Consider the following 23,395-nt stretch of genomic DNA (forward strand, 5'->3'; position numbering starts at 1 on the left):
GCTCTTCCTCAGCCAATGGTCTTCTCCCAACTCAAACGCAGGCCAGCTACGCCGCCCAAGTGCCGCTTGAAGCGTAGCAAAGAAGCATTGGGTCCCGAATCGAGGGTGGAGGTGCCCAGGTCCAGCACACGCATGTCGCTGGCTTTGGCAAAGGCGTGCAGGCCTTCGTTGAGCATCACCACCGGGCTGAAGGCGTTGCAGCGCAGCGGACTGGCCGGATAGAAGTTATAGAGTATCTGCTCGTGCACACGAATGGCCACCGTGAGCGCTGCCCATTCGCCGTTGGGCTGGCGCACTGAGAACAGAAAGTGCTCCCGCGGGAAGCGCCGAAACAGCTCCTGCACGCGCTCCAGCGGCAGCGAAAGCTCCTGCCCCCGCTCCTGCCGGCAGGCTTGAATGAAGGCGTAGGCGGCCGGCAACAGAAACGGCGGCTCCTGCTCGAAATGCAGGCCGTGGCGGCGGCACTTCTGCAGCCGCCGCCGCTCCGAGGGGTGCAGGCTGCTTTCGTAGGGACGGCCCGGGTCGAGGTGGTAGTTCTGCTCGGCCAACGTTACGCGGTAGTGGCGCTGCCGCAGGGTTTCGGCCAGCACGGCCGCCCCGGTCGGGTCGTAGGCAAAAGGGTAGCTGCGCAGGCGGAGGGCGTGGATGCCCCGCTGGCGCAAGGCGTTCTCAACAGTATTCAGGAAGACGTGAATTTGGTTTGTGCTCACGCCTGCGGCCAGCTGCACCGCTCCGAAAGGCGCTTGCGCGGGGCTCTGGGCAGTGCCGAGCTGCGGCGCCAGCGCCAGGTGCAGTTGGGCCACGGTGCTGCCGGCTGCCGGGTCTTCGAGGTAGCAGCTCAGTACGGATTCGCCGGCCGGCTGCAACACCTGGTGGGCCGGCTGCAAGTAGAGAAACGACTCGAATGCCAGCGGCAGGCGGGGCGCAGCGGGGCCGCTAAGTCCGCTTTCGGCAAGCCAAATCGCGGCCGTGTGGCTTTGCGCGTCGGTTTCAGTTGTAGTTAAGGAATCCGTACTTTTCAAACCTGATTTTCGTGGCTTTCAGGACAAAGAACGGCACAGAATGGGCGGCTTGCTAGCTCAGAGGCCGTGCAGGCACCTGGCTTACCCTTAATTGCCACCTTGCAACGGCCCTCACGTATCATTGTCGTACTACGGAGGCTACTGGCTCCTCCTCTTTACCTCTTATTCTCGTTGCATGAATTCATCCAATCCTGTCCCTCATCCTTATTTTGACAATGACCAAGACGAGGACGAAGATATCGATTCCGCTTACGGAATAACTGACCGCGAAGCCACCCTACAAGCCCGCCAGCAAACCGAAACCCTCGGCCAGCGGCCTGGCTCGCTCGTCATTCGCGAGGGCGCCCTCAAACCCCGCCTCTTTCTTTACTCCTACGACGACACAGCTTTATCCGAGGGTGAGTTCAGCAGCTACGACGACTTATGGGCTAGCTTCCAAGCACAACCCGAGCGCAAGCACTGGATAGATGTGCGCGGCTACGGCGACTTGGCCCTGATGGAACGCATTATGCAGGATTTCGATTTGCACCCCCTGCAGATGGAAGACGTGCTCGGTGACTATCAGCGGGCCAAGGTTGATGTATTTGGCGACAACCGCCTGTTTCTGGTGTCGCGCATGACCGACTTCACCTCCGAGCTCGAAATCGATGACGACCAGCTCTCGATTTTCACGGGGCCCAACTATGTGCTCACCTTTCAGGACGACTACGAAGACTGCCTCGATTCGCTCCGCAACCGCCTCCGAGGCAACTTCAGCACTACCAAGCGCAAGCCCTCTCTGTACCTAGCCTACGCACTCACCGATGTCGTCATCGACCACTATTTCCCCACCATGGCGGCTATTGGCGACTACATCGAGGGCCTGGAGGACCGGATTTTCTCCGAGCGGCGGGAGCGGCGCATGCTCAACCGCATTCTGCGCATCAAGAAGGACATCGTGCGCTTTCGGCGGCTGGTATATCCCGAGCGCGATAAAATCAGCGAGATTCTGCGGCTACCCGAGGAGGTGATGCCAGAAGAGGTAAAAGTGTACTTCAAAGACGCCTATGACCACGCCATGCAGGCCCTGGACCTGGCCGAAAGCTACCGGGAAAACATCACCAGCCTAACCGAACTGTTCCTTTCGGACCAAAGCAACCGCATGAACGAGGTGATGAAAGTGCTGACCATCATCAGCGCCATTTTCATCCCCCTGAGCTTTGTGGCCGGGCTTTATGGCATGAACTTCCAGCGCGAAGCCCTACCCGAAGGCCCCAACCCACTCAACATGCCCGAGCTCTACCACCCCTGGGGCTACCCTGGCGTGCTTGCCCTCATGACCCTGATGGTTGTTGGTCAGATCTATTATTTCTGGCGCAAAGGCTGGCTGTCGAAGCAGCGGTAAGCAGTTGGTAATTAACAGTTAACAATGAGCAGTAAAACGCTTTACTGTTCACTGTTAATTGATAATTGATTTTTCACCTGCTCTACCCGCTGGGACACCGTGCCTTCCACCAAGGTATAGGGGATGCCATAAAACTCCAGCTGCATTAGTATCATGCCGTGTTGAAAGCTGCGCAGGGCCTCGGGGCCACGCCAGTTATCGTGCTCAAAGGGCACTGTGGGAGCACACACAAAGGTGTGGGCGTAGCGCTGCCCGCACACCGCCGCCATGGCTTGCAGCATGGGGTCGCAGCGATGAAAATAGTAGTAGGAATACAGTGCCGTAGTGGCAGCGTTGGTGTCACAGAAAAGCACTTGGTTGGCTTGAGCCGCGGCCGCATCCTCCAGCTCAACGTGCCGCCGGGCAATGTAGAGCAGGTCTTCGTAGTCCAGGTTGCCGCTTTTTTGTTCGTGCAGCGTGCGTCCGTACTCAGGTACCCAAGCGGTATTACAGGCCTCGGCCAGGGCAGCGCACAAGGTTGATTTGCCACTGCTCTCGGCGCCCAACAACACCACCCGCGGCACATGGGTGGGCGGCACCACCCCCAGCTGGGCCGCAACCAACGGATGCAGCTGATGGGCAAGCACGGCTACATCTGCCCGCAGCTGCGTGCCCGAAACCGGCACTTGCTGGCGGGCCTTATCCACGACCACATGGGTAACTCCTAGGTGCTGGGCAAAGCCATGCCCATAGTCTTCGCTACTGAAAACAACATCAACTGCAATGCCCTGCCCGGCTAACCAGCGGCGCACAAACTCACGGTGCACTTCGTCGGGGGCAGCATCGGGGGGCACGCCATCGGCTTCGGCCGAGAGCGCAAACACCCGCAGGGGGGTCGAGCCAATGCGGGCGCCACGGGCCACTTCATCGCCCCGGTACAGCTCTTTAATCCAGCTGGTGCGCAAGGCCGCTGGCATAACAGGCGCATCAGGACTGGCATAAACCAGCACCACCAGTTCGGCTACCTGAGCTGCAGCCGCTTCGAGCAGTAGCTGATGGCCGCGATGCGGCGGCCAGAACTTGCCAACTATCAACCCAGTGGGAAGCTTTGTCATGAAGAAAATGCCGGGTTTTGAAGGTTAACACATGGAAAATAGTAGAGGTGTAACACCGTGGCTGACGGACAGCGCTGGCCTCTACCAGAACTTGCGCTGCTTGTACGGAGGAATCAGCTGCTCAAACTGTATCAAGTCTACTACGGGAGGGCCACCTTGAGCTCGGTGCGCCGCAGTTCTCGCCCCGCCACACGCACCAGGTGGTAGGTATCAGTGGTAGCATCGTAGTTCAGGCCCACTCCGGAGCCGGTGCTGGGCACCGGTTCGCCGCCAAGCAGGCGCCCCTTACCATCATAAAGGAATACCTGTCCCGGGCCGGGCTCGGTCACGGCCACTAGGCGGCGCCCTTTACCGAAATCAAAAAACTGCACGCGCTTGCTGCCCGAGGTGACGAAGCGCTGGGTCAGCAGTGGGGCTTTTTGGCTGGGCAGGTACACATCGAGCTGGTTGCCATCTTCCCGGGTCACCACGAAAGAACGGCCTTTGGGGTCGGGCACGAGGTGGAAGCGGGCGGTCCGGCTCCAGGTAGCAATACGGGCGCGGCTGACAATGTCGCCGCTCAGGTTGAAGGTAATTAGTTCGCCGTGCTGGTTTACAAGGGTAAGGCGGGTGCGGCTCAGGGTGCTGGCGGGCTGTACCACCACATCGCCGGCCAGCCGCCCGCCCATGCTCAGCGGGAAACCCGGAAACAGGCTGCCTTGCTGGTCGAAAGCATACACGTAGCCATTCTGCAAGGGTACCAGAACTACGTCGCGGCCGTTCACGCTGAAAAAGGCTGGCCGGCCCGCCAGCGGGAAATCGAGTCGTTTGGGCTGCCAGCCCGGATACAAACGGCCTCTGGCATCAAGTAGCAGCAGGTCATTGCCGGCCGTGACGACCAGCAGGCGAGCGGATACTTTGGCTCCCGTGGCGGGAATAGCCAGCAGGGAGGCCACGCGTACGGTATCGGGCAAGTTCAGGGGGAAGGGCAGCACTTCGGCGCCTTCATTCCCTAGCAGGTGCAGGCGGTTGGCGGCTCCTAGCAGTAAGCCACCCGGCACGCTGCCACCGCTGGGCAGCAGACCCACGCCCCTGGCAGGCCCCTTTAGTGTGTCAGACCAAAGCACGGTGTTGTCGGGGCTCACATAGTGAAGGGCCCAGAGCGAGTCCTGCACTACCACGGCCGGAATGCGGGTGCCCAGGGCGGGCAGCAGCGTGGGCTGCCCCACCAGCTCGTGGTTGAAGGTTAGCACCCGGCCGTTGGCCGCGGCCCCGCCGGGCTTGGTGGAAGCAGGGCCCAAGGCCGGATGCCTCAGCAGCAGCTGGGTAAAATACTGGGCATTGGGGTCCGACTCGTTTTCGTCGGGCATCAGCTGCAGCGCCACTTGCGGGAAGCGTTTGAACAAGGCTTCGTTGCGCAGCAGCCCCGCCCGCCGCTCTTCGGTGAGCACCCCAAGCAGTGCATTCCAGCTGTTGCGGGTATCCACGAAAATGCTCAGGCGGGCACGCGGCAGGGTTTCCTGCAAAAACGCCACTTGCGCAGGTGATTGAGACCAGATGTGCCCGGCCACCACATCGGCCAGGTAGCCGTTGAGAGTCAGTTCGTCGGAGAACACCAGGTAGTTGCCTACCAGCACTGCCGCGGCGGGCCGGGCTTCCACCACGTAGGGTTGGGCGGGGGCCAGCAGCGGCCCCAGCACCATGGCTTCCGGAAAGCCCACGGGGTGAATCTGATAGGAACCTACTTTGGTGAAGGCCGGCGAGCTGCCATAGACGCGGCGCAGGCGGGCCAGCCACTGCTGGGTACGGGCGGGTATGGGGCAATGCACAAAAGCCAGCCGCCCGGGCTTGCTACCGGCCGTGGTAGTGGCCAGGTAGGCAATGGCCATTTCTCCCCCAAAGGTGGCCCGCAGGCTATCGAGCGCAGCCGTGCGGTCCACCAAATCGGCCGAAGAGCCAGTGGGCCGGGGCCAGGTACGGCCGGGGTTGGCGGCCAGGTGCAGCAGCATGGCCGTGCGGGTACTCAGCCAGGGAGCAAGGCCCAAGGGCAGGGCGCGCTGCCCTTGCAGGCGCTGCTGCAACGTGCCCCGCGCGGTTTCGGGGTTCGAAAAGCCTAGCAACTGCGCCCGGTTGCCGGCCAGCTTCACCCCCAGCAGGCCCTCCGAAACCAGGCCCGCCAGCTGGTCGAACTGCCCATGGGCTTCGGGCCGGAACAGCACATCCAGAAATTGGGGGAGTCGGCGGTAGTTCACCATCAAGGTCGCATCCACGCCGCTCACCCGCAGCAAATCGGTGGGGCCAAAGGAGGTCATCACCGTGGGAGCATCGGGGTGGGCCGCGCGGCGCACCACGGCCTCTACCAGCCCAGCGTTGGTGCTTAGTAGTAGGTGGTTGCGGTAGTTGAGCACGGTGAGGCTGGTTTCGCTGTTACGTTCCGTTAGCACCGTCAACTCGTGGTCTTCGTATTCGCGGGTGCTGAGGCGGTATCGGGGGTCGCGGCCCAGGGTTTCGAGCAGGCTGCGCACCTGCCGGTACTCGCTCACGCGGGTCAGGGGAATTTGATAAAGCACGTCGAACACACCCGGGCCGGTTACGTGCACGGAAGTTATCACCAGCTTGCGGCCCAGCAAGTTCATTACCCCGCTGCGGCGGCGGACCGTGCGGCCGGTCAGGCTGTCGGCCAGTGCGAGGTGCCCGGCCGATTGCTGGAAGTAGCGCACCGCTGTGAGGTTGTCCCAGAGGCCGGTTTCCTGCAGGTGGCGCACCAGGGCGGGGTGGTCGTGGGTACTCAGCACCAGCACCGCGTCGTTGGGCACCAGCGCATACGGGTCTACGGGCACGGCCGCCAGGGTACGCCGGTAATAGACGTAAGTCGCCAGCGTGAGCAACAGGAATAGCGCCGTTAACAACGCCAGGAGCTTACGGGACATGCGAAGGAAAGCGGATGACGGACGGCGAAAGTACGGCCGAATGCTGGGATGGACGAGCGACTCGCGAGGAGCCCCCCCCGCCGAACCCCGCCCGAAATTTAACCTTCGCGAAGCCGCGCTTTTTCCAGCTGTGAGCTTAAGCTGCCGGCACTTGCTTCTCAGAAAACCAAATTTCCCAGCACCGATGCGCGGCTCCACTAAGCCTGCCCTTACGGAGCAGGCTTTTCTTATTCTATCTTCCGGCCAAGATACCCTCATTTCAGATTTGCATGTCCGAACCTCACCCCCCATCCTCTCAGCCCCATTTCCAACGGGCCATCACCCTCTTCGATGCCATTATGCTGGTGACCGGCAGCATGATAGGCTCGGGTATTTTCATTGTCTCGGCCGACATTGCCCGGCAGGTGGGCAGCTCTGGCTGGCTGCTGGTGGTGTGGTTTCTTACCGGCTTTATCACCATGGCGGGGGCCATCAGCTACGGCGAACTGGCCAGCATGTTTCCCAAAGTGGGCGGGCAGTACGTGTACCTGCGCGAAGCCTTTGGCCGCCTCACCGCGTTTCTCTACGGCTGGACGCTTTTCCTCGTCATCCAAACCGGTGTGATTGCCGCCGTGGCCGTGGCCTTCGCCAAATTTACCGGCGTGCTAATTCCATTTTTTAGCGTTAAAAACCTGTTGTTTCAGGCCGGCAGCTTCGAGTTTAGCAGCGTGCAGCTGCTGGCCATCGTGCTCATCGTCGGCATCACGGCGCTGAACGCCCAAGGGGTGCGCACCGGCAAGCTCATTCAGAATGTACTGGGCAGTACTAAGCTGATTGCGCTGGGCTTGCTCATCGTATTTGGGGTGGCCCTGGGGTTAAACCACGAGGCCATTCAAGTCAACTTCGCCGACCTCTGGAGCGCCACCCGCCACCCGGCTCCCGGCGTGAGCGCACCCATCATCCCCATCAGCGGCAGCGCGCTCGTCATCGCCATCGGCATGGCCATGACCGGCTCGCTCTTCTCCTCCGACTCTTGGAACAACATTGGTTTTGCCGGCGAGGAAATTCAAAACCCCGAGCGCACGCTGGTGCGCAGCATGGCCATCGGCACGGCCATTGTCACGGCCCTCTACATCCTGATAAACGTGGTGTACCTGCTGGTGCTACCTCTGAATGGTTCGCCCGACGCGGCCACCGTGGCCGGGCGCGGCATTATGTATGCCACCGACGACCGGGTGGCCACCGCCGTGGCCGAGTCGGTGCTTGGGCCAGCGGGCGCCTACGTGCTGGCAGTGCTCATCATGCTCAGCACCTTCGGGGCCAACAATGGCATCATTCTCAGCGGCGCCCGCGCCTATTACGCCATGGCCAAAGACGGCTTGTTTTTCTCCGGCCTGGGCCGCCTGAACCGGGCCGGTGTACCCGGCCGCGCCCTCTGGGCCCAATGCCTGTGGGCGTGCCTGCTTTGCCTGAGCGGCTCTTATGGCCAACTGCTCAACTACGTTATGTTCTCGGTTATTCTGTTTTACGTGGTCACCATCATCGGCATATTTGTGCTGCGCCGCACCCGGCCCGAGGCTCCGCGCCCGTACCGCGCCTGGGGCTACCCGCTGGTGCCCGGCCTCTATATTTTGCTGGCCAGCACCTTTTGCGTCATTCTTCTCATTGCGCCCGACACGGCCGAGTTTTCACAGCGCGGCTTGGGGCTCGTAGCTTTGGGGCTGCCGGTGTATTTCTTGTTTGGCCGCCGGTTCGGCAATCGCACCGAAGGGTAAGGCTTGGCTACAAGCACTTTTGCTGACTACTTATAGCACAAAAAAGGCCTCCAATAGGAGGCCTTTTTTGTAAATAGTCCAGTGCCTGTTGAAGCTGGCAACCGGTCGCAGCGGCTGAGCGCAAGTAGCGCCTGCCTTACCTTAACGGCGCTTGCGGCCGGATTTGGCACGGGGCGTCAGGGTCACATTCACGGGGCGAGAGCCGCTGATGCGAACCACTTCGTCGTCGTAGCCACCGTAGCCAAAAATCAGGCTGTGGTCGCTACCCCCGGGCACATCCAGCGAGTAGCTGCCATTGGCGTCGGTGCTGGTGCCTTTGCTGCTGCCTTTCAGCAAAACGGTGGCGCCCACCATGGGCCGGCCGTTCTCGTCCTGAATCCGGCCAATTAGGGTAACGTTGGCCGGGGCGGCGGGCTCGGGAGCTGAGGCCACTGCTTCAACCGGCTCGGGCTCGGGCGCCTGCACGGGAGCCACAGCGGAGGGTGACACCAGGGCTGCTCTGTTTGCAAGAGCCGAGGCCTTCGATGAGGTAGCGGGTTTGTCAGATGTTTTTGTGCTTGTTTCTGTGCTTGTCTCCTCGGTTGGTTTGGCGGCCACCGGCGCGGCTTTCAGGCCAGCGGCAATGCTGTCGGCCGAGGTGGGAGCAGTGGCTGTGACGGCCGCATCATCGAGCATGAACGAAGGAGTGGCAGACGCCATGCCCCCGCCACTGCCTTTGGGCAACAGCACGTAGCCGACTACCAGCGCCACAACCAAGGCTACCAATACATACATCAGGCGGTTATTCCCCCCCGATATTACCTCCTCGTCCTGGGCATCCAGGTTGGGGTCGTAAGCCTGTTCTTCTACTTTGGGTAATTTTTCTTGAATCATAATTTTAACTTTTAAAGTGAATGAAGGATGTTTGAAAGCTATTAAGAATCAGCGGATAATTCAATCCACTATCCCTAATATGACTCGCAAGTTAAGCTTTTGTCGGGTTATCAATGCTAGTGCTTGTTTTTTTTCTTAACCAACTGAAAAACTGCAACCACGACCCTTACTATGGCTTCCTCTTCAACTCAACTTATGGGCTAATGCTGGTCTAAAATCTATTATTTGCAAAGTGCAATTGCATCTTCTCTCCCGCAGCGCCTCGTATCGCACCTTAATTAGTCTGGGCACCCGTTGCTCGCCAAGAAGCAGTTGAGCACGGCACTGCCGAAACAAACAAAAAACGGGGCCGACGCCGAGCAGTTGGCTCGGACGTCGGCCCCGCATAGGGCACTCTGTTTGGAATTAGGCTTAAGCCTACTCGCTGTCGCTGATGGTTTCGTTTTTGCCGGCGGGCGTTGGTTCTCCGCTGGGCTCCGATTCTCCGAATTCCTGGTGGCGGGTCCGGATGTTGTGGTCCAACTCATAGGTGCCTTCGGCCTCAAAGCCGGGGCCCTGGGCTTGCTCGCCGGCGCTGGAATGGTCGTTGCCGCCCTGGGGCTCCAGCTCTGAACCGCCAATGTGAAGGTTCTCCAGTTGGTCCTTTTGGTTGTCGCGCTGGGTGTAGCCGTTGGCGCCGGTGTTGCGGGCGGCCGTGGGGTCGTTGCTGGCCTTGTTGTTGCTTTGGTCCTGGTTGTACTCCTTCTGCTTTTCCAGCTCCTCGTTTTTAGGAAAGTCCTTGTTCTCCGTAATCTTGGCGTTCTCGCCTTCGTTGGTATCGGTACCGTTGCCGAAAATATCGTCGAGTATCATAAACGGGTGGGGTAAGGTAAATGTGGAAAGTGGTGCACCTAGCACTGCTTCCAAAGACTTACGCAGGCGCCCGTCATACGTTGCTGGGCGGTGGGTTGCGCCTGCCAAATGCAAGCCTTCGAATGCTTAATTCACTAGATTGTCTGCTTGTTAACCGTGGTGCCGCTATAAGGTTGGGTGGCGTAAAACGCTACTCTCTCATCGTCCTAAAAAAGAAAGGCCGAGCCGAATATCAGCAGCTCGACCTTACTTATCTGTTGAATCTTTCAACTTATTTGCGGTTATTAAGGCTCCAATCATAGGGGTAATAATCAACCGCGTAGGTAGCGGGAATGGTTTTGCCCTCCCGGAACTGATTGACGTAGGCCACCCCGGTTTTGCCGCTGGCTTTGAAGTCGGCGTCGTACCACTTGAAAATCTGGGAAAGCAGCACCTTGCGGGCCTTGTCATCGACCCGAATGAAGCTGGGGCTCTGCAACACCTTCTGCGTCTGAATGGTAAGCTGCGTATCCAGGGAATTGGCCAAATAGGCAGCCCGGTTGAGCTTGGGGCAGCCTTTGGCGCCGCATACCAGCGCAAAATGCACGCGGGGGTCGTTGTAAGGCTGCCGTAGCTTTTTGGTTTCGAGGTCGTTGAGGGTAAGTTTCTCGCCGGCTACGCTCACCAGGTTTTTGTCAAAAAAACCCGGCACTTTCTCCACCGATTCGAGCGGGTAGCGGGCTACCACTTCGCCAATCACCAGCAGGTTGTAGGCGTTCAGGTAGAAGGCTTTGCGGTCGTCGGGCTGGGCAGCAGCGGCATCAAAGCTAGCCACTCGCTTTAGCAGACCTTGTAATTCGAGGGGGTTGCGCTTGATGGCTCCGTAGTTGACGTTGCCGTCGGCATCAACAAACTTAGCCAGGAATGCCGAGGTGGCCGCGGGCAAAGCAGGTGGCGCGGCTGCGACAGCAGCAGCAGCAGTATTTAAAAACAGCCCAGCCACAACAGCCAAACCGGCAATAAAGCGGCGGGAAAAGTCAAATACAATCATAATAATGGGTAACGGTATCAAAGAAAAAATAACAAGTACAAAGTTGTGAGGTTGACACCACTCCTAGTCAATCATTAAGCCACAAACGTAGGAAGCAGGCCCGGTGGTTTGTCCCTTGGCCCCAATTACTTTTGACGGGAAGCTCCTCTCATCCTTACAGCTGTCTACGCAAATGCACTTGGTTATCATCGGCAATGGCATTACGGGAGTTACGTGTGCCATGGCGGTGCGCCAACTACAGCCTGACGCGCAAATCACCATCATTTCCTCCGAAAGCGCGCATCACTACTCTCGCACGGCCCTGATGTACGTGTACATGGGTCATCTGCGCCCCCAGGACATCAAGCCCTACGGAGACTGGTTTTGGGATGAGAACCGGCTGGGCCTGGTGCACGCCACCGCCACTGCCCTGAACACCGCCGAAAACCTGCTGACCCTCGACAACGGCACCACCCTATCCTACGACCACCTGCTGCTGGCCACTGGCTCCGAAAGCAAGCGCTACAACTGGCCCGGCCAGGACCTGGCCGGCGTGCAAGGCCTCTACGGCCTGCCCGACCTCGAAGCCATGACCCGTGATACCCACGGCATCAGTCGGGGCGTGGTGGTGGGCGGCGGCCTCATTGGCGTCGAGCTGGCCGAAATGCTGCACTCCCGCGGCATCGAGCCCCTGGTGCTGGTGCGAGACTCCCGCTACTGGGGCGGGGTGCTGCCCCCCGAAGAAGCCAACCTAGTAGACCGGCAATTTGAAGAAAACCACGTGCCGGTGCGCTACAACACCCAGCTGCGTGAAATATTGGGTGATGCCCACGGCCGTGTGCGGGCCGTGGTGACCACCTCCGGCGAGGAAATTGCCTGCCAGTGGGTGGGCCTCGCTACCGGCGTGGCGCCCAACCTGGCGCTGGCCCACACCTCCACCGTGGAAACTGACCGCGGCATCCTCGTCGATGAGTACCTGCGCACCAACATACCCAACGTGTACGCGGCCGGCGACTGCGCCCAGCACCGCCAGCCCGGTGCGGGCGAAGTCGCCATTGAGCAGCTTTGGTACACGGGCCGCATGCAGGGCGAAACCGTGGCTCATACCATTTGCGGCCAATCCACCCCCTACCGGCGCGGCGTGTGGTTCAACTCGGCCAAGTTCTTCAACCTCGAATATCAGACCTACGGCCAGGCCCCGGCGGGCCCCACCCCTGGGCTGGATAGTTTTTACTGGGAACATCCATCCGGCCGGGTGGCGTTACGCGTTTATTTTAGCACCGGGGCGCCCGCCGCCGTAGTAGGCTTCAACACGCTGGGGCTGCGCCTGCGTCATGACGTCTGCGAGCAGTGGATTCGGCAGGCGACGCCCGTTGCCACCGTAATGGCTCACCTGGGCGCGGCTAATTTTGACCCGGAGTTTTTTCCGCAGCACGAACGGGCCATTGTGGCTGATTTTAACCAGCAGTTCCCTCAGCATCCCGTAATGCTGAAGCAGAAAAAGGGCCTGTTCGCCCGCTTCACCCACTAGCATCTTTTCCGTGGACTTATCCAAACTTTACCGCCCCTCGGCCCTCAACAGCTTTCAGTTCATCGCCCTCACAGGCCTGCTGATGAGCGCCGGGGCGCATTTAATTCTGCATTTTTTTGTGGACCGCATGCCAGTTGGCTTCAATTGGCTCTACGTATGCTGGACGGTTTTTTACCTCATCGGCACACTCATCAACCTATTTGGCAAGCCCGACGAGCCCCACGACCACCATCATCATTAAGAGTTGCCCCCTCATCTATCATGCTGAAGCACAAAGCATCCTGTCCCAGTGGAACGAACGGTTCTAACTTGATGAGATGCTTCGTGCCTCAGCATGACAAACGAAGCCTGACTGGCAATTAGTTTTTCCTACCCGCATCACCCCCATGACCCCAACACTCGCCACGCCTCCCCTGCCCACTTCCACGCCGGCCGAAAAGCTAACCCTGGCGGTGGTAGCCGGTGGCCTGCTGGCCCTCCTGCTCGCGCTGGCCGATGGCGACCCGGGCCGCCAAAAAACCTGGCTTTACCTGGCCATGGGCTTGGTGAGCGGCGGCACCCTGGCCTGGAGCTGGCTGAAATTCGGTACCAAGCCGGCCGGGGTGCAGCAGAACAACTTGTGGTTGCGAGCCAGCACCGGGCGTGGCAGCGTGGCCTGGGTCACCGGCATTGTGCTCACGGGCTTTTATGTGGTGCTGTATTGGTACAGCAACGACAACGGACAGGGAAATTTTGGCCCGCTCAACAACTTGGTGCACGGCCTGGATGGGTTCAGCCAGTGGCTGCGGTCCCGCCCCGCCGACCAATGGTTTCTATACGGCAAGTTTTACACGCTGGCCATTCTGCTCATGGGCGGGCGGGCACTCTGGAAATACCGGCACTCGCGTTACCATATTATTCGCACCATTTCGGTGATGTTCTTCCAGTTGGGCTTTGCCTACCTCATCCCAGGCTTGCTGCTGTTCTTCCAGCGGCCTGAGTATTACTTCAGCTACTTCTGGCCGCTGAAGTACGATTACCTGTTTCCTGGCACGGTAACGGGGCTGCTGCAAAACGGCGGGCTGGGTGTATTTATGGTGTTTTGGGGCGCAGCAATGTCGTTGCTAGCCACGCCGGTGCTCACCTATTTCTACGGCAAGCGCTGGTACTGCTCGTGGGTGTGCGGCTGCGGCGGCCTGGCCGAAACCGCCGGTGACCCTTACCGCCACCTTTCTGACAAAAGCCGCGCTGCCTGGCGCTGGGAAGTGCGCCTCATCTACCCTATTCTGGCCATCATCATCGCTATCACGGTATTGCTTTGGGTAAACTTCGCTATGGGCAGCAGCCTGCTCGGCGAGGTAGGCAACGTGGCCGCCAAATGGTACGGCTTTGCCATCGGGGCCGTGTTCTCAGGCGTGATAGGCGTGGGCTTTTACCCGATTTTGGGCAATCGGGTGTGGTGCCGCTTTGGCTGCCCCATGGCTGCGTATCTGGGTTTGCTGCAAAAGCACTTTTCCCGATTTCGCATCACGACCAACGGCGGCCAATGCATTTCGTGCGGCAACTGCTCCAACATCTGCGAAATGGGCATCGACGTGAAGCAATATGCCCAGCGCGGCGAGCCCATCATCCGGGCCTCGTGCGTGGGCTGCGGCATGTGCAGCACCGCCTGCCCCCGCGGCGTACTCAACCTGGAAAACGGGCCCCGCGAAGGTCGCTACCAGGGCTCGCAGCTCATTCATGCCGACTCGCTGCGGATACTTTCCTAAGTATGGATGCTTTGGCAATTCTGGCGGCTCGGGAAAAAGAAAATATACGCATCACCGAAAGCGTGACTGGCACTATTGAGCATCAAACGCATCACCTCAAAAGCTTGGGTGTGTTTGACGAATATAAATCGATACACAAGGCTTATACACAACTGTTAACGAATGACCATGAAGAAGAAGCGTTAAAAGGAGCCTTATTTATTCAATGGTTTGCGTTGTCAGAGCCTTCATTTGTCAGTGGCATCGATGACATCGATTTAGAGGCAGAACTTACAGTTAACACCCGACTTGACCAGTTGCTGAGCTTTGAGCGCACTGATGCTGAGCTCACAGCAATGCTCCAATACTACAGTACATGGGAGTATGTCTTTCAGCGGCACCAATTCATGCATTTGCGGGCCCTGCAAACTTTTGTAGCAAGCGTAGTTACAGGCGCCGCTATGGATATGGACCGCAGTTTAGTTAAAATAGAGAAAATGCCTGAACGAGGTGCTATGCGCAGATACTGGCTGAGCTGGAGCAGTTCGGGTCTATCGTAACAATGTGATAGTAGCCGTTTCTGCAGAATAGATTTCTCCGTTGGTCTGGCGGTAGTATACGCGAAACTGTTGCGGGCCTGACGCGGCGGGAGTATACCTCAAGCGGAATTCCGCAAACCGGAAGGGCTCCAGCGGGTTTTGACGCGACGGGAATATCGATTGCCCTACCCCATTAAGTTCCAGCACGTCGGTGAGCGGGATGCCTGTTAGATGAAGGGCATCTTAATCGTGCAGGCTTGTGATGCTCAGACTGTTCATTCGCTCCGCAGAACCTAAGCTGCCAGCGGGCACGGGGTCGCAGGCATAGGCCGCCGAAATAAATACCTGAACTGGAATAATGGTGTAGTGCCGCTCTTTTAATCCAACGCGCAGCCGCAATTCCCGATTGGCAACTGCAGCACCGGCTGCGACGATTTCCCACGGCTTGTCAACTGGCTGACGGGTCACGGAGATACCAACCCCTGCACGTGATAATACGTGGCAGGGTGGTTACGACTGCACTGACTACCCAGCAGGCCACACGCAGGCAAAGAAGCGCTTTGAGCAAAAACGATACGTTATGAGCACGCCAAAAATACCCTCGTCTCACTTTCCGGACCGTGGCTGTTGCAGAAGTCTTCCTTTCGAATACAGAACCCGTTGACCGTGAGATTCTGCCACCTGGCGTCTGCTCCCACCGCTTTTTGGGCGGATTCCAATCGATAATTCACGGGTAAAGCGCTCGTCGAGGAGTTCGGCAACAGCCACAACCGTTTCATTAAACGGTCAGCGTTGCAACACAAGGCTACGGTAAAAGACGTTGCGCTTGCCCGTGGCGGATAGGTGGGCCGGTACCACCCCTTGCAGGCACAGGCGGTCATTGGTGAGCCACTGCACTTGGCGGGGTTCCCACGTAGTCAGGCGGTGCTCCCATTGCTTCACCACCCGGCCCCCGACCTGGCGAAAGAGCTGTAGCCCCGTCGGCATCACGTCGTAGTCCAAGCTGCCGTTGCTCGTGAGCAGGTAGACGCGGTCGGGAGAAGGCAGCGGCTGGGACCACAGCGGCGTCGTCTCGCCCGTTTCCGACACCAGCAGCCATTGCGAGGATTCGTATGCGCGCTCCTGGAGCAAGTGTTGCCGGAAGTCGGGCATATAGCCGACATAAGTGTACGTGAGCTGCTCGGTCTCGTCGGTCCCTTCCGCGTTCACGGGTCGGTCCGCAAAGGTCTTGTAGCCCCCCCCGCCTAAGGGGATGCGCACCGCCCCGTTGGACTTGCGCACAGGGTATTCGAGCCGCAACGAGGCAGGGGGCGCCGCGCGGACGGCGTGGTGAAAGGCGGCCGGGGTCAACGCCACCAAGGCAAACGGCGGGGCAGCCACCGCACTTAACAAGAAAAGGCCCGCAACGGGCAACCACAAAGGGCGCATATACAAAAGCCCCTGAAAGCGAAGGCAGGGTAATAATACCACAAATGGCAATTATTTACTCCTTTAAGTAACCTGCCTTAGCCTTGGCGCGAGTTTAGCGGAGCGCAACTCCTGACTGAACATAATGGGGAGGTGCACCTCCCCTGCCGCGCCAGCGGCAATGCAAGCCCACACCGCATGGTTCGTTTTGGCAGGTTGTTCTATTGGGAGGCATAGCCTCCTCCAGAATAGTCGGCACGAATTACGCTGTGCTAAACTCGCGCCAATTAAATAAACCTTTCTGCAATTCATCGCACCAGCTTCTCGGCCTGACATAGGTCATCTGAAGCTTGCTGGAGCTTGGCGCGCAGCGGAGGATTGTAGTCGAATTGGGCTTGCAGAAACGCACGCACGACGCTGGCCGCCCCGGCAGTTTGAAAAGAGCCCAGCGAGGCCAGCAGCCAGGAATATGGAAAGAAGATGTCGTCTGTAAGCTGGATTTCCTCCAGCAGTTCCAGGCTCTTGGGCAGGTATTTTCCGCTGGCCTTCGTAGCAGGAGAATTCAAGGCCGGAAAGATTTCACCGATAAAGTCGTGACCCGCTTTCAGCCTTCTGAAAGGGTCCCGCGCCATGATCTGTCGGGAGGAAGGTTTCAGAATTCGGGCAGCGGGCTTGAGTAAACGGGCGGCGGGCATAGAGTGAGAATTACGTGCCTGCTACGCAAATAGCTGGGAAATGGCAATGCCCAATGCCAAAGAAGCCCGCCGGATACCGACGGGTTCTCTTATCCCAACAGTCTTCGCAGAGCGCCTACCTACCCCCAAAGCAGGGCCGCAGGGCGGTGAATCCAGCGAACTACTAGGGCGCTTTTTCAAAAAAGACTATTAGGACAGGGGGCCCTTCGGTTCATAATAATATTAGAATTCGGCAGGATATTAATTTGTCGGTCGTCGAAAACGTGACCGCCCCCCCGTATATTTGATATCCCTGGCTGGCGTTAGCTTTACAACGCGCTATTTTCGGCCGTACATCTGCTTGGTTAGCGCAAGCTGCCTACTATACTTATCTACCCCGTAGTGCCCCCCGTTCTTTTCCGGTTTCTGTTGTGCCTGCTGCTACTGCTGTCGAGCTTTGCGGGCCGGGCCCAGCACCGGTATTGGGACGCGGACACCGACTCGATACGCACCGTACTGGGCACTCAGCGCGCCGACACGTCCCGCCTGCGCACCATCCGCCACCTCATTGATTTGGCCCGCCTGGGCGAGGCGCAGGACCGGCAGACTACGCTGGTGCTGCTTGATGAGCTGTTGGTGCTCGACCAATGGAAAAAACCGGAGGAAGAGGCGGCCTACCAAACGTTGCGCGCCGGCGTGGCACTTTGGATGCAGGGCGGCCGCGATGAAAAAGCCCTGGCCACCCTGCAACAGGCCGTGGAATTATTCGACCGCACGGAGCGCCCCATTCCCCGCCTGCTCATTGAGCTGGCCCCCCTGTTCAACCGCCTGGACCAGGCAGAAGAACGGTACGCTTACTACCGCGACAAGCTGGCACACTACCGCCTGCACGACGCGAAGGAAAACATTGCGGCCTGTTACCTTTCACTGGGCGGGTACTACCGGCGCAAAGGCGCCTACAACCAGGCCATCAGCTTATATCTGCGCGCAGCCGAGCTGTTCCAGACCTTCGACCAACGCTATTACATCTCCGAGCTGCTGGTGGCCGGCGCCAACTATGCCGAATGGGGCAACACCGAAAAGGGCCTGGAGTACCTGCAGCAGGCCTTGCAGCTCTCCGGCCACTATGCCCGGCGCAGCGGAGGCGTTGATTCCTACGCCCTGCGGAACATTTCAAAAATCTACCTTCGGCAAAACAACCTGCCCGAGGCCCTGCGCTACGCCGACCTGGCCCTGGGAATGAATACAGGCACGCCCCTGAGCAAGCTGGAAGACAGAGCCTACGGGATGGTGCATAAAAGCATGGTGCTGACGCAGATGCACAGGATGAAAGAGGCCCGGCGCGTGCTGGACCAAGTGCAGCACCTAGCCGATTCGCTGGGCATGAACGTAACCGGCCGCCGGCAAAGCGAATTTGAGTTGACCGCAGCGTGGGCCCAGTACTACACGGCGCAAAAAAACTACGCCGCCGCCGAGCGGTTTTGGCTAGCCGCCTACCGGGAAGCCGCAGCCAACAAGATGAACGTGCTGCGCCGGAACTACCTGCGCCAGCTTTCCGACTTCTACGACCAGCGCGACAACACCGCCGAGGCCCGCAAGTACTCCCGGGCCTACATGACGCTGAGCGACTCTATGACGGCCCAGCAGGGCGCTTACTACGTGGCCCAGTACGAAGGCGAGCGGGTGGAGCAAGCCCAGAGCACCCAAATAGCCAACCTGCGCCAGGCACAGGCGGTGCAGGCCCTGCGCCTGCGGCAGCGCAGCCAGCTGCTGCTGGGCGCGCTGGTGGCCATTGTCCTCGTCTCCGGCTTCGGGGCCTTTGCCTACCGGCAGCTCCAGATGAACAAGCGCACCCTGCGGCAGCTGCGTCAAACCCAAAAGCAGCTGATAGCCGCCGAGAAATGGGCTTTCGTAGGAGAAGTGTCGGCCGGCATTGCACATGAACTCCAGAACCCGCTGAGCTTCATGAAGCAGTTTGCGGAGGTGAGCACCGCCATGATTGAGCACATGGCCACCCCGGGCCAAGCCCCGGGCCCGGGCGGCCTGGAGCAGGAGATTCTGACCGGGCTCAAGCAAAACCTGCAGGAAATCAGCCAGCACGGCCTTCGCGCCTCTTCCATCATCAAAGACATGCTGGGCCATGTCCAGTCCGGCACCGGTCAGCCCAAGCTTACCAACCTGAACCAGCTCGTGGAGGAATACCTGCGCTTGGCCTACCAGAGCGTTCAGGGAGCCGACAAGGCTTTTCAGGCCGTAGTAACCTCCGAGCTTGACCCGGCCCTGCCCCCGCTGGAAGTAGTCCCTCAAGACCTTGGCCGGGCCCTGCTGAACGTATTCACCAATGCCTTGCACGCGGTGCGGCAACGCCAGCAGCAAGGCGAGCCCTCCTACCAGGCCACCGTGCACGTGCGCACCCAGCAAGTGGCGAATACTGTTGAAATTCAGATTATTGACAACGGTACCGGCATGCCTAAGAGTGTGCGGGAAAAGATTTTTGAGCCCTTCTTTACGACCAAGTCCGTAGGCGAAGGTACCGGGCTGGGGCTCGCGCTGAGCTTGGACGTGCTGAAAGCCCACAACGGCACCATTCAGGTAAAAACCCAGGAAGGCCAAGGCACCGAGGTAGTACTTACCCTCCCGGTCTGATTTCTGGCCTAATTCCAGCCCTCCAAACGCCTTTTCGGCGCAATGCACGAGTCAATCCATTTGGTCTTTGACCACAGCCCTAGGCATCTTTCCTTCAACCTGCCGAGCCTGAAAACAAAGAAGCCCGCCGGTTATCGGCGGGCTTCTTTCGTCGTAGCTTTCCCGCCTGACCCAGGGCACCGCAGGTTCCTGCTGAAATGTGTCAGTAGAGCAGGCAACAACCCATCTTAAACCGCTAATCGAGCGGCGCAGCCAGCACCTAAAAGCATCGTTTTACACCAAGCCGGGCACACTGCAAGCCGCTAGTGCGCCCGGTGTGCCCTTCAACATGGCTGCCCCTTTTTTTAATGAAGGGAAAAGTGGAAAGAGCTCCAATTAAGACTTCCGTAGCTGTTGCAGAGCTCACTGAAGGCAAGTCTTAAGCGAGCTGATGGAGGCGTGCACGTCCAGAAGAGGGCGCCTCACGCTTTACAGAGCACTTGAGGTAAAGCAAATGGGGCTGCAAATGCGTCTTCAAGAGCTCAGCAACAGCCACGGGTGTTTAACTTAAAGCCGATGTATCACTAGAGCGGTTAAACATAGTTGAACACCGTTAGATGGCTGTACCTTGCATATGCTAAGCACATTCGCCGTATATGCAAAAAGAGTTGCCGTACAGGTTTCGCCCCCCCCGACGGTACCCCTGCTTTTGAGAACCCAGCCAGACGGGTGCGTGAAGGCCGCTTTTCAGGCGGAAGGGCCACTTTGATTATGATAGGCTCACCCTGTTTTGCCTCTTAATTAGCATTCAGCAACAACCAGCAGTATCCAGCTAAAAACCGCCTTCGACGACACGTCAGGGCGGTTTTTTTTGCCCGTCCTCAAAAAAGTTATCTAGCTGTTACTGCTGGTTTTTAACGGTAGTGTACGGGTAGTTGGTCCCCCTGCGGTACCCCGTGGAAGTGAGGCAAGCCTGAAGCAGAATCGTCGTTTACAGGACTGTCAAGGCTTCAATCATAGCCTTACTACCTGCTAGGCACAACGCCTTCAAACCGATGCATTTCGATCAAATTCTAGGCTAAATGTTCGGGATATCAGCGATTTGTTAGGCATTAGGTCGAAGGGTATTTTACGGTAGGCACTACCCCCAGTGTTCACCTCACAACCCTAACTCAACCACAATATGGCTAATGTAACCATCCGCGAAAAGCTGCTCAGCGACGGCCGCGTGTCTTTGATTCTTGACTACCGCTTGAACGGCCAACGCATTAAACAAACCCTTAAAATCTACGTCAATCCCAAAGACGCCAAGAGTCGCAACGTCATCCTGCGCAACGCTTACGATGAGGCCTACCGAAGCGCCGAGCTGCTAAAGAACCAAGTTGAACACCGGCTTATTAAGCAGGAGCACGACATACCGACCTCTTACGACAAGCGTGCCTCCTTTGTAGACTACTTCAATCGACTAGCTGGGCCGCGTAACTACAACTGGCAAAGCGTGGCCAAACGCCTGCACCGGTTCACAAAGGGACAGCTACCTTTTGGCAACGTGACAGAAGAGTGGCTCAGCCGTTTTCAAGACTACCTGCGTGCCCGCATCCAAGACGTTACCGTTTGCAGCTACATGGGAATCATCATCACAGCACTCAACCAAGCCGTGCGGGAAAAACTAATTGCTGCTAATCCCATCCTGAATGTGCGCCGGGTACGGGGCGAAGAAAAGCCCCCTAAGTACCTAACTAAGGAACAAGTGCAGCATCTGCTGGACAATCGGCAGGGCATCCCAGATTGGTTCGTCGAAGCCTTCTTGTTTTCCGGCTACACGGGGCTTCGCTTATCTGATGTCGAGGCGCTGGAATGGGGCGATATACAACCCAGCAGTACAAGCGTCGACCAGGCGAAGCAACTTATGGTTGTAAAACGACAAATCAAGACTAAAACGGAGGTAAGAGTGAGGTGGTCCGATTAGGCTGGACAGTTTAGGGCAGTAGTTTGAAGTAAATGTTGGTGAGCATGATAAGGCATCTGATAGCCAATGCTGGAGTGCAGCCGGTCGTGGTTGTAATAGTCAAAATAATCGGCGGCACTGGCCTGGGCGTCGTCCAGGTCGGCAAAAACGGGCCACTCGCGTAGTTCGAGCACCTCCGTTTTGAGACGGGACCACAGGCTCTCGGCTTGGGCGTTGTCGTAGCACTCGCCGCGGCGGCTCTGCGAGCGCACGGCCTGGCGCTCGTGGAGCAGGGCACGATAGGCATTGCCGCAGTACTGCCCGCCGCGGTCGGAGTGCACGACGAGCCCCGGCGTGGGCGGCTGGGCCCAAAAGGCGCGCTGCAAAGCCGTGGTGACCAATTCTTCGGGCATGGTGGCCATGACGTGCCAGCCCACTACGTGCTTGCTGCACGCGTCCTGAAAGGCGCACAAATAGGCCCAGGCGCCGTTCGCGAGCGGCAAATAGGTGATGTCCGACACCCAAATGCGGTTGGCCTAGACCACCTCAGGTTGGGCTGGTCGAGCAGCCGGTTGGGGGCGCAGCGCAAGCCGTGGGTGGAGTCGGTGGTGCGCGGGGCGAAGGCCTTGGGCTGCAGCGCGTGCAGGCCCCGCCGACGCATGGCCGTGCGCAGGCGCTGGCGGCCCACCCGGTGGCTTTTTCCCGCAGGGCCACCCGCAGCCGGCGGGTGCCGTAGCGGCGTTGGTGCACCCCAAAGACCTTCACCAGCGCCGTTTCCCAGGCCGGTGTTTTCGCCTGCCCCACCGCCCGCTGCTGGTCGGCCTGCCAGGCATAAAAGCCGCTGGCCGGCACGCCCAGCACGTGACAAAGCCGTCGCACCGGGTAGTGTTCGCGTTCCGTGTTGATGAACTGATAGCGGCTCATTGGTCCGGCGTATTGGAGAGCCTGCGCTTAAAGCAGGCAACTGGCAATGGCTTTTTTTAAAATCTCCAGCTCCTGCGCCTGCCGCCGGGCCAGGGCCCGCAGCTGGCGCAGCTCGGCGGCCGTGGCCGGGTCCAGCGCCGGCCCCAGCGCGGCCGCAGCCGGCGTTTGGGCCGCTTTTTGCCACTGATAAAGGCGTTTGGGGTCGATGTTTAGCGCCCGGGCGGCGGCTTGGGTCGAGCGGCTCTGCTCGGCCAGGCGCAGGGCTTCGGCGCGGAAATCCGCATCGTACTTGCGGCGTTGGTCGGGTTTTGGCGTGTCTTTCATGACGAAGGAAAGATACCACCCAGTTCTGTCCAGCTCAACTAGACCACCTCATACTTGCCCCCCATTCCGCTGGCGTTGCCGGCCATTCTGGGCAGTTCGATTTCGCTGCTGCTGGCCTTCGCCCTCAGCCAGTCGTACGACCGGTGGTGGGAGGCGCGCAAGGTGTGGGGCGCGATCGTCAACGATTCGCGCTCGCTGGTGCTGCAGGTGCGCAGCTTTGTCAAGCCGGAGCACCGGTCGCCGGAGCTCTTGCGCCGCCTGGCGTACCGGCAGATGGCGTGGTGCTACGGCCTGGGCGAGGCCCTGCGGGGCCAGGACCCCCTGGCCACGCTGGCCCGCTACCTGCCGGCGCACGAGCTGGCCTACGCGGGGCGCCACGCCAACAAGCCGTTGGCGCTCCTGGCGCTGCACACCGAGCAAATCCAGGACCTGTACGAGCAAGGGGCCCTCAATCCCTTCCAGCAGGTGCAGCTCGACGCCACCCTGGTGCGCCTGTGCGACGCGATGGGGCGGGCCGAACGCATCAAAAGCACGGTGTTTCCCACCAACTACCGGCGGCTGGTGCATTTTCTGATCTACCTGTTCCTGGGCACGTTGTCCCTGAGCCTGGTCGAAATCAACGGCCTGGTGGAACTCCCCATTCTGCTCATGTTCGCCGTCACGTTCTTCTTGGTCGAGCGCACCGCCCGCTACATGCAAGACCCCTTCAGCAACCTGCCCACCGACACGCCCGTCACGGCCATCGCCCGCACCGTGGAAATCAACCTGCGGCACTTGCTGGACGAAGAAACCGTGCCCG

General features: G+C 59.2%; 21 protein-coding genes (1 of these 21 running past the window's edge). 9 read left to right on the forward strand and 12 right to left on the reverse strand.

Annotated features, from left to right (window positions below):
• Positions 1 to 8 precede the first annotated feature (8 nt).
• Positions 9 to 1,022: a hypothetical protein gene (locus ACP7AJ_RS06455; RefSeq protein WP_426059375.1), complete on the reverse strand. Its 1,014-nt coding sequence runs from the start codon at positions 1,020 to 1,022 to the stop codon at positions 9 to 11.
• A gap of 175 nt (positions 1,023 to 1,197) precedes the next feature.
• On the opposite strand from ACP7AJ_RS06455, the gene corA reads away from it, so the two are divergent.
• A complete protein-coding gene (gene corA / locus ACP7AJ_RS06460; protein WP_426059376.1) occupies positions 1,198 to 2,406 on the forward strand; it encodes a magnesium/cobalt transporter CorA in 1,209 nt (402 codons plus the stop codon).
• 41 nt (positions 2,407 to 2,447) lie between these two features.
• Here the strand turns inward: corA and ACP7AJ_RS06465 are convergent, their stop codons facing one another.
• Entirely contained in the window at positions 2,448 to 3,500 is a 1,053-nt protein-coding gene (locus tag ACP7AJ_RS06465; protein ID WP_426059377.1) for an AAA family ATPase, read from the reverse strand.
• Between the two features lie 140 nt (positions 3,501 to 3,640).
• Entirely contained in the window at positions 3,641 to 6,409 is a 2,769-nt protein-coding gene (locus ACP7AJ_RS06470) for a hypothetical protein (RefSeq protein ID WP_426059378.1), read from the reverse strand.
• A 269-nt stretch (positions 6,410 to 6,678) separates the two neighbouring features.
• Between ACP7AJ_RS06470 and ACP7AJ_RS06475 the strand changes: the two genes are divergently transcribed.
• A complete protein-coding gene (locus tag ACP7AJ_RS06475) occupies positions 6,679 to 8,163 on the forward strand; it encodes an APC family permease (protein WP_426059379.1) in 1,485 nt (494 codons plus the stop codon).
• Positions 8,164 to 8,304: 141 nt separating this feature from the next.
• Here the strand turns inward: ACP7AJ_RS06475 and ACP7AJ_RS06480 are convergent, their stop codons facing one another.
• From ACP7AJ_RS06480 to ACP7AJ_RS06490, 3 genes are all read right to left on the reverse strand, one after another.
• Entirely contained in the window at positions 8,305 to 9,036 is a 732-nt protein-coding gene (locus ACP7AJ_RS06480; protein WP_426059380.1) for a carboxypeptidase-like regulatory domain-containing protein, read from the reverse strand.
• A 417-nt stretch (positions 9,037 to 9,453) separates the two neighbouring features.
• On the reverse strand, positions 9,454 to 9,888 hold the full coding sequence (locus tag ACP7AJ_RS06485; RefSeq protein WP_426059381.1) for a hypothetical protein: 435 nt from the start codon (positions 9,886 to 9,888) through the stop codon (positions 9,454 to 9,456).
• Positions 9,889 to 10,159: 271 nt separating this feature from the next.
• Complete coding sequence (locus ACP7AJ_RS06490) at positions 10,160 to 10,918, reverse strand: DUF547 domain-containing protein (RefSeq protein WP_426059382.1); 759 nt, start codon at positions 10,916 to 10,918, stop codon at positions 10,160 to 10,162.
• A gap of 172 nt (positions 10,919 to 11,090) precedes the next feature.
• Here ACP7AJ_RS06490 and ACP7AJ_RS06495 point away from each other — a divergent pair, with 172 nt between their 5' ends.
• The 4 genes from ACP7AJ_RS06495 (at position 11,091) to ACP7AJ_RS06510 (ending at position 14,715) form a co-directional block, all read left to right on the forward strand.
• The gene (locus ACP7AJ_RS06495) at positions 11,091 to 12,428 is read left to right on the forward strand and encodes an NAD(P)/FAD-dependent oxidoreductase (RefSeq protein ID WP_426059383.1); all 1,338 of its coding nucleotides are present in this window, start codon (positions 11,091 to 11,093) and stop codon (positions 12,426 to 12,428) included.
• 10 nt (positions 12,429 to 12,438) lie between these two features.
• Complete coding sequence (locus ACP7AJ_RS06500) at positions 12,439 to 12,669, forward strand: hypothetical protein (RefSeq protein WP_426059384.1); 231 nt, start codon at positions 12,439 to 12,441, stop codon at positions 12,667 to 12,669.
• A gap of 145 nt (positions 12,670 to 12,814) precedes the next feature.
• Positions 12,815 to 14,176 carry a 4Fe-4S binding protein gene (locus tag ACP7AJ_RS06505; RefSeq protein ID WP_426059385.1) on the forward strand — a complete coding sequence of 454 codons (1,362 nt, stop codon included), beginning with the start codon at positions 12,815 to 12,817 and terminating at the stop codon, positions 14,174 to 14,176.
• Positions 14,177 to 14,178: 2 nt separating this feature from the next.
• Positions 14,179 to 14,715 (forward strand): hypothetical protein, encoded by a 537-nt coding sequence (locus ACP7AJ_RS06510; protein WP_426059386.1) that lies wholly within the window; start codon positions 14,179 to 14,181, stop codon positions 14,713 to 14,715.
• Positions 14,716 to 14,937: 222 nt separating this feature from the next.
• On the opposite strand, the gene ACP7AJ_RS06515 is transcribed toward ACP7AJ_RS06510, so the two are convergent.
• The 3 genes from ACP7AJ_RS06515 to ACP7AJ_RS06525 form a co-directional block, all read right to left on the reverse strand.
• Positions 14,938 to 15,162, reverse strand: coding sequence for a hypothetical protein (locus ACP7AJ_RS06515; RefSeq protein ID WP_426059387.1), 225 nt, complete (start codon positions 15,160 to 15,162; stop codon positions 14,938 to 14,940).
• Positions 15,163 to 15,480: 318 nt separating this feature from the next.
• On the reverse strand, positions 15,481 to 16,122 hold the full coding sequence (locus ACP7AJ_RS06520) for a hypothetical protein (RefSeq protein WP_426059388.1): 642 nt from the start codon (positions 16,120 to 16,122) through the stop codon (positions 15,481 to 15,483).
• Positions 16,123 to 16,409: 287 nt separating this feature from the next.
• Positions 16,410 to 16,796 (reverse strand): hypothetical protein, encoded by a 387-nt coding sequence (locus ACP7AJ_RS06525; RefSeq protein ID WP_426059389.1) that lies wholly within the window; start codon positions 16,794 to 16,796, stop codon positions 16,410 to 16,412.
• Between the two features lie 381 nt (positions 16,797 to 17,177).
• Between ACP7AJ_RS06525 and ACP7AJ_RS06530 the strand changes: the two genes are divergently transcribed.
• Both ACP7AJ_RS06530 and ACP7AJ_RS06535 read left to right on the forward strand, forming a co-directional pair.
• Complete coding sequence (locus ACP7AJ_RS06530; RefSeq protein WP_426059390.1) at positions 17,178 to 19,421, forward strand: ATP-binding protein; 2,244 nt, start codon at positions 17,178 to 17,180, stop codon at positions 19,419 to 19,421.
• Positions 19,422 to 20,583: 1,162 nt separating this feature from the next.
• On the forward strand, positions 20,584 to 21,369 hold the full coding sequence (locus tag ACP7AJ_RS06535; RefSeq protein ID WP_426059391.1) for a phage integrase SAM-like domain-containing protein: 786 nt from the start codon (positions 20,584 to 20,586) through the stop codon (positions 21,367 to 21,369).
• On the opposite strand, the gene ACP7AJ_RS06540 is transcribed toward ACP7AJ_RS06535, so the two are convergent.
• The 3 genes from ACP7AJ_RS06540 to ACP7AJ_RS06550 are packed head-to-tail and all read right to left on the reverse strand — an operon-like array spanning position 21,366 to position 22,596.
• Complete coding sequence (locus ACP7AJ_RS06540; protein ID WP_426059392.1) at positions 21,366 to 21,869, reverse strand: IS3 family transposase; 504 nt, start codon at positions 21,867 to 21,869, stop codon at positions 21,366 to 21,368. The genes ACP7AJ_RS06535 and ACP7AJ_RS06540 overlap by 4 nt on opposite strands.
• Before the next feature lie 25 nt (positions 21,870 to 21,894).
• Positions 21,895 to 22,272 carry a hypothetical protein gene (locus tag ACP7AJ_RS06545; RefSeq protein ID WP_426059393.1) on the reverse strand — a complete coding sequence of 126 codons (378 nt, stop codon included), beginning with the start codon at positions 22,270 to 22,272 and terminating at the stop codon, positions 21,895 to 21,897.
• Positions 22,273 to 22,299: 27 nt separating this feature from the next.
• Positions 22,300 to 22,596: a transposase gene (locus ACP7AJ_RS06550; protein WP_426059394.1), complete on the reverse strand. Its 297-nt coding sequence runs from the start codon at positions 22,594 to 22,596 to the stop codon at positions 22,300 to 22,302.
• A gap of 75 nt (positions 22,597 to 22,671) precedes the next feature.
• Between ACP7AJ_RS06550 and ACP7AJ_RS06555 the strand changes: the two genes are divergently transcribed.
• A protein-coding gene (locus ACP7AJ_RS06555; protein WP_426059459.1) for a bestrophin family protein crosses the window boundary here: on the forward strand, positions 22,672 to 23,395 show its 5' portion. The gene runs 122 nt beyond the window's last position; 724 of the gene's 846 nt are visible here — the first part of the coding sequence; it begins with the start codon at positions 22,672 to 22,674; its stop codon lies off the right edge, out of view.

This window comes from Hymenobacter sp. B1770, assembly GCF_049896385.1.
Classification (GTDB): domain Bacteria; phylum Bacteroidota; class Bacteroidia; order Cytophagales; family Hymenobacteraceae; genus Hymenobacter.

What these genes read in the sequence shown, in the direction of transcription:
- ACP7AJ_RS06465 (WP_426059377.1), bottom strand. Translation starts at nt 3,500, where the DNA reads ATGACAAAGCTTCCCACTGGGTTGATAGTTGGCAAGTTCTGGCCGCCG.
- ACP7AJ_RS06520 (WP_426059388.1), bottom strand. Translation starts at nt 16,122, where the DNA reads ATGCGCCCTTTGTGGTTGCCCGTTGCGGGCCTTTTCTTGTTAAGTGCG.
- ACP7AJ_RS06485 (WP_426059381.1), bottom strand. Translation starts at nt 9,888, where the DNA reads ATGATACTCGACGATATTTTCGGCAACGGTACCGATACCAACGAAGGC.
- ACP7AJ_RS06495 (WP_426059383.1), top strand. Translation starts at nt 11,091, where the DNA reads ATGCACTTGGTTATCATCGGCAATGGCATTACGGGAGTTACGTGTGCC.
- ACP7AJ_RS06470 (WP_426059378.1), bottom strand. Translation starts at nt 6,409, where the DNA reads ATGTCCCGTAAGCTCCTGGCGTTGTTAACGGCGCTATTCCTGTTGCTC.
- ACP7AJ_RS06545 (WP_426059393.1), bottom strand. Translation starts at nt 22,272, where the DNA reads ATGAGCCGCTATCAGTTCATCAACACGGAACGCGAACACTACCCGGTG.
- ACP7AJ_RS06490 (WP_426059382.1), bottom strand. Translation starts at nt 10,918, where the DNA reads ATGATTGTATTTGACTTTTCCCGCCGCTTTATTGCCGGTTTGGCTGTT.
- ACP7AJ_RS06475 (WP_426059379.1), top strand. Translation starts at nt 6,679, where the DNA reads ATGTCCGAACCTCACCCCCCATCCTCTCAGCCCCATTTCCAACGGGCC.
- ACP7AJ_RS06525 (WP_426059389.1), bottom strand. Translation starts at nt 16,796, where the DNA reads ATGCCCGCCGCCCGTTTACTCAAGCCCGCTGCCCGAATTCTGAAACCT.
- ACP7AJ_RS06550 (WP_426059394.1), bottom strand. Translation starts at nt 22,596, where the DNA reads ATGAAAGACACGCCAAAACCCGACCAACGCCGCAAGTACGATGCGGAT.
- ACP7AJ_RS06505 (WP_426059385.1), top strand. Translation starts at nt 12,815, where the DNA reads ATGACCCCAACACTCGCCACGCCTCCCCTGCCCACTTCCACGCCGGCC.
- ACP7AJ_RS06535 (WP_426059391.1), top strand. Translation starts at nt 20,584, where the DNA reads ATGGCTAATGTAACCATCCGCGAAAAGCTGCTCAGCGACGGCCGCGTG.
- corA (WP_426059376.1), top strand. Translation starts at nt 1,198, where the DNA reads ATGAATTCATCCAATCCTGTCCCTCATCCTTATTTTGACAATGACCAA.
- ACP7AJ_RS06480 (WP_426059380.1), bottom strand. Translation starts at nt 9,036, where the DNA reads ATGATTCAAGAAAAATTACCCAAAGTAGAAGAACAGGCTTACGACCCC.
- ACP7AJ_RS06510 (WP_426059386.1), top strand. Translation starts at nt 14,179, where the DNA reads ATGGATGCTTTGGCAATTCTGGCGGCTCGGGAAAAAGAAAATATACGC.